The organism is Bacillus sp. P4_D3 (assembly GCF_056401855.1).
In genome coordinates, this window is record NZ_JBFUIN010000233.1 from 1 (window position 1) to 4,958 (window position 4,958).

Annotated in this window: 5 protein-coding genes and 1 pseudogene; 4 read left to right on the forward strand and 2 right to left on the reverse strand. The window is 34.2% G+C overall.

All coding sequences use genetic code 11. From position 1 onward, the window contains the following. Both AC1DTM_RS18010 and AC1DTM_RS18015 read right to left on the reverse strand, forming a co-directional pair. The coding region (locus AC1DTM_RS18010) for a DUF2628 domain-containing protein (protein WP_477000595.1) at positions 1-284 on the reverse strand (284 nt) is incomplete at its 3' end. A gap of 25 nt (positions 285-309) precedes the next feature. Further along, positions 310-762: a methylated-DNA--[protein]-cysteine S-methyltransferase gene (locus AC1DTM_RS18015; protein ID WP_078181209.1), complete on the reverse strand. Its 453-nt coding sequence runs from the start codon at positions 760-762 to the stop codon at positions 310-312. Between the two features lie 125 nt (positions 763-887). Here AC1DTM_RS18015 and AC1DTM_RS18020 point away from each other — a divergent pair. The 4 genes and pseudogenes from AC1DTM_RS18020 to AC1DTM_RS18035 all read left to right on the forward strand — a co-directional run. Beyond that, a pseudogene (locus tag AC1DTM_RS18020) lies at positions 888-1,103 on the forward strand (oxidoreductase); the annotation flags it as partial. A 243-nt stretch (positions 1,104-1,346) separates the two neighbouring features. Continuing rightward, complete coding sequence (locus AC1DTM_RS18025; RefSeq protein WP_375370688.1) at positions 1,347-2,486, forward strand: tyrosine-type recombinase/integrase; 1,140 nt, start codon at positions 1,347-1,349, stop codon at positions 2,484-2,486. Then, positions 2,483-4,597 (forward strand): tyrosine-type recombinase/integrase, encoded by a 2,115-nt coding sequence (locus AC1DTM_RS18030; RefSeq protein WP_375370690.1) that lies wholly within the window; start codon positions 2,483-2,485, stop codon positions 4,595-4,597. Before AC1DTM_RS18025 ends, AC1DTM_RS18030 begins: the two co-directional genes overlap by 4 nt. After that, positions 4,590-4,958 (forward strand): DUF6262 family protein (locus AC1DTM_RS18035; protein WP_477000596.1); only part of this gene is annotated, 369 nt, incomplete at its 3' end. The genes AC1DTM_RS18030 and AC1DTM_RS18035, both read left to right, overlap by 8 nt.

Below are 4,958 nucleotides of genomic sequence, written 5' to 3' on the forward strand. Positions count from 1 at the left end.
ACTAATAACATTATAAATAAAGCAGCAGGTAAATAATACTTACGATATCCAAGCCAACCTACATTGAAAATAGCAGCCAAACCATTCCAGCTCCACCTAGCAATTCGCTTATTCTCAAGCTCCCATTTTCTTTTGTAATATGGATATTGCCTCCCTACATATACTTCTAATTCTTTGTCTATTAGCGAGCTTTCTTCCCCTTGTTCATTATGCAAGTTTCGTTGACAATTTGCACAATTCAGCTGATCATTAATACAAGGTCGCCCACAATTTATACATTTCAAAACAATCCCTCTTTCCATCCATACTTCATTTTAAAATGCCTTCATGCTTCAATAACCACTCTTTCCTCCATAAACCACCCGCATACCCAACAAGTTTTCCACTCTTTCCTATTACACGGTGACATGGAACGATAATTGAAATTGGATTCCGGCTATTTGCCCCTCCTATCGCCCGTACAGCTTTCGTATTACCAACCTTCTCCGCAATATCTAAATATGAAGCACTTACGCCATATGGTACAGTGTAAAGTGCATCCCATACATTCTTTTGGAATAGTGTTCCTTCAGCAGACAATGGAACTGTAAACTCTTTTCTTTCTCCTTTAAAATATTCATCCAGCTCATTTATACATTGATCTATCATTCCATTTGTATTTTCTTCTTGTCTTTCATCAACAAATATAACAGACGTAATTCCTTCTTCGTTCGCTGTAATTTCTAACAAACCTAATTCACTATCATAATAAGCCTGGTACATATGTCATCCTCCAATTCATTACATATCATTTATTGTAACACGAATAGACGAAATTTTTCGTATAAGCGTTTTATTAGAGAAACAAAAAAGAGAATGATAAAATGTAAGAAAATTCAATTAAGTAGCATATTAACATCGCAATTGGTGCGGTAGGATTAATTACAACCGGATCACAAGCAGAGCAAATTTTAAATAATGACGAAGCAGATTTAATTTTTATCGGACGCGAGTTACTTCGTAATCCATACTTCCCAAGAATAGCAGCCAATGAACTTGGCTTTGAATCAAAAGAACCATATCAGTACCGACGAGTACCCGGGAACATTAAATCTAATAAATAAAACCGAGAAGTTATTCTTAAACGTACTATAATTATTAGTGGATACTATGTTCAGTATAGAGCATGGTATCCACTTTCTTTTTATATAATAAAATTTTATACAGATATAAAAGGATACGTCTTCTATATACAGAATATTAACTCAATAATAGATTTTTAAACAGCGGAGGGCATAGCCCATAGCGGGAGGCGTAGCGCGGTTTTTGACCGAGCGTAATAAACAAAGCTTTAGGTGGTGAAGAACTTGAAGGTTCAAGAAGTGATATTAGACGATAACAGAAAAAGGTATATGTTATTAGATTGCAAGGGATTTCCTATTCTTCCTGTGATAAGGTATTTGAAGTATTTAGATGTAACTGGTAAAAGTAGAAATACACAAAAGACGTATTGTTATGCTTTAAAAAAGTATTTTACATACTTGAAAGAAACAAATAAAGATTACAAGAGTATACGTTTAGAGGATTTAGCAAAATTTGTGGGTTGGTTACGAAATCCTTATGAAAGTACAAAGATTACTTCTTTTAGACCTGTACAGGCAAAGAACACAGAGAAGACAGTGAACCTGACGGTCACCACTGTCACAAACTTCTATGACTACTTGTATCGTAATGAAGAGTTACCAAATGACATGAGTGAAAAATTAATGAGACAGATCTTCACAGGAGGACGCACACGATACAAGAGTTTTCTGCATCATGTTAATAAGAACAAGTCTTCTGTGAGAAATGTATTAAAAGTGAAAGAACCCCGTAAAAAGGTACAAACACTCACTAAAAAACAAGTACAACAAGTAATTGAGGCAACAACCAATATACGAGACGCATTTCTAATCCAATTATTATTTGAGACAGGATTACGTATTGGAGAGGTTCTATCCCTCTTCATGGAAGACTTTATCTTTGACCATCAAAATGGACATCGGATTCGTTTGACGAACCGAGGAGAATTAGAAAACGGAGCAAAATTAAAAACAGGTGAACGAGAAATTTTTGTTTCACAAAATTTAATGGATTTGTACGATGATTATCTGTATGAAGTTGTTGATGAATTAGATTTCGATACAAACTTTGTATTTGTAAAATTGCGAGGGAAAAATGTAGGACAACCAATGAGATATTGGGACGTAGAATCTCTTTTTAAACGTTTGAGAAAAAAATCTGGAATAGATGTTCATCCTCACTTATTTCGCCATACCCACGCAACAATGTACTATCAGGAAACGAAAGATATCAAGCAAGTACAAGAACGATTAGGGCATGCTCAAATACAAACAACTATGAATCTATATATTCATCCTTCGGAAGAAGATATCCGTGAGGATTGGGAAAAAGCACAACATGCATTTGAAATGAAGAAAAAGAATTATATGGGGTTGAGAGGATGAAACGGATTCAAAAAGTACACACAGAAAAATTAGGATTTCATGAACAATTACAGCAGGAATTATTCACCTATCCAGAGAAAACTGTTCACAAAGATGGTTCAGTTACAGTTAAACAAGTAAAAAATCCATATTTTTTAGTAAATAGTATATGGAACATTAACTTTTTAAAACAGATAAAGCAGTTTAAAAAAATGACAGCAAACCATAAAATCCAAAATAAAAATGTTCATTTTCGATTCATAAGTCCCACTATTAATTTGGAAGTGAAATATGTATGGTATTACAAATTATTCGAGGATGAATGGAGTTTGAATAGTATATTTCAAGGGCAAGCGTCTATGCTGAATAAATTAACATTATTTATGAATCAAAAATATCCCACTCTCTATTCTCTACTTGATTTGAATATCGACAACGTAGAACGAGAGTGGCTATTTTGGTTAGGGGAGCAAGGAATCGAGACTCAAAAAATTGTTCGAACTATAACTTATGGTGAATATACAAATAAAACAGGCACAGCAAACTTTTTAAGACTCATCCATTCAAAACTCTTTACGTTAACAGATACACGTGAGGAATGGGTAAAAGACCGATGGGATGTACGCATATTACATGATACATATGGGATTTCATATAACAAATGTACGACTATGTATTACATAGATTTCACAAAAATTAAAGAAGGAAATATGCGTAAACAAATAAAGAAATATATTAAACAACGTCTTCTAAGCAATAACAATTTCTCTTGGGCTTCAGCAAGGAGCTACTTGAATGAACTATCCAAATTTGTGTCTTTTATATGCTCATTAGAGCCTACATGGAATGATTTAAAGGGGCTCAAACGATCTCATATGGAGCAATACATAGAATGGTTACACATGTATTCCAAAAGTAATGTAAAACAAAAAAACGCACACCCTAAGAGCTATGTAACAAAGAATTTAACATTAATAGGGAAATTTTTAGAAGATATTCAACAATATGAATACGACATTTCTCCTGAAACACCTACGCGGTTATTACTCTTTCCAGCGGACAAGCCAAAGCTCAGAAAAAAAACTATCGACCAAATTGACCATATCCCTGACTTTGTATTAGAGCAACTATTCACGCACATCAACGATTTACATGAGGAAATCATACCTATCGTATGGGTAGCTTTTAAAACAGGGCTTCGCATTTCGGATGTATTAGGATTAACCTTTGATTGTTTAGGGTGTTTAAATGGTAAATACTCCATTGTCACAGATATTGAAAAAACCTATGTAAAAGGGCATCGAATACCTATAGATGAGGAATTAGCAAACATCCTGGCTGTTCTCATTCAACAATCTAAAGAGAACAGCAATCAAGATAACAACCCTGAAGCGTTCATCTTTGTACGTTATCATGGTACTCGTAAAGGAAAACCTTATGACCAATATTGGGTTAGAAAGCAACTGAATATCTTGTCAAACGAGAAAAACATTGTAGACGAGAAAGGGGATATTTTTCACTTCAAAACACATCAATTTCGTCACACCTATGCGATAAAAATGTTAAACGGTGGTGCAGACATATTGACCGTACAAGAATTGTTAGCCCATGCTTCTCCTGAAATGACATTGCGATACGCAAAATTATTGGATGACACAAAGAGGAAGACTTTTGAAGCTGTCATGAATCAAGGTATATTCAGTTTTGACTTGAACGGTGATGTGAAGAAAATCAAAGTTGACGAAGACATTCCTAATGATATTTTAAATGCTTTGTGGCAAGACCATAAACTAAATGCAATGGACAATCCCTACGGGACGTGTCACGCTCGTTTAAATGGTAATTGTCCTCACATGGAAGCACCTCCTTGTCTCACATGTAACGGTGGAAGCCCTTGTAAAGACTTAGCTATCGGATTTTCAGAATTAGATGTGCAAAAATATGAATTGCTAATTAAAACAACAGCAAAAGCTATGGATGTATCAAAGCAACGTGGGCGAGAAGAGATTACAGAAAAACATAATATAAATTTACAACTTTATAAGGGGATTTTGAGCAATATTCAACAAGGGAATATTATTTTTGGTAGACAAGACCGTATAAAGAGAAAGAGAGGTATGAAGAATGGTTAAATATGACCGTATAGCTCATATGAAAAGTATTCATGCCCAACGAAAGGCAAGTACTTATGCGAAAGTAGATGAAGCTATTCAAAGACTTATTCGAGCCAATGAAACGATAAATTTTAACAGTGTAGCAAGTGAATCTGGTGTTAGCAAAGGTACTTTATATAATACCTCAGACCTTCGTGAAAGGATTGAAAAATTAAGATTACAACAATCTCAAACACTTACAAAAAAACAATTAAAAAGAGAAATGAATGATGCTAACAAAGGTGCACTTATAGAAACATTGAAACGAAAAATAAAAAAAATAGAAATCGAAAATAAAGAACTTCGAGAACAACTGAAAGTGGCATATGCGGATGTATAC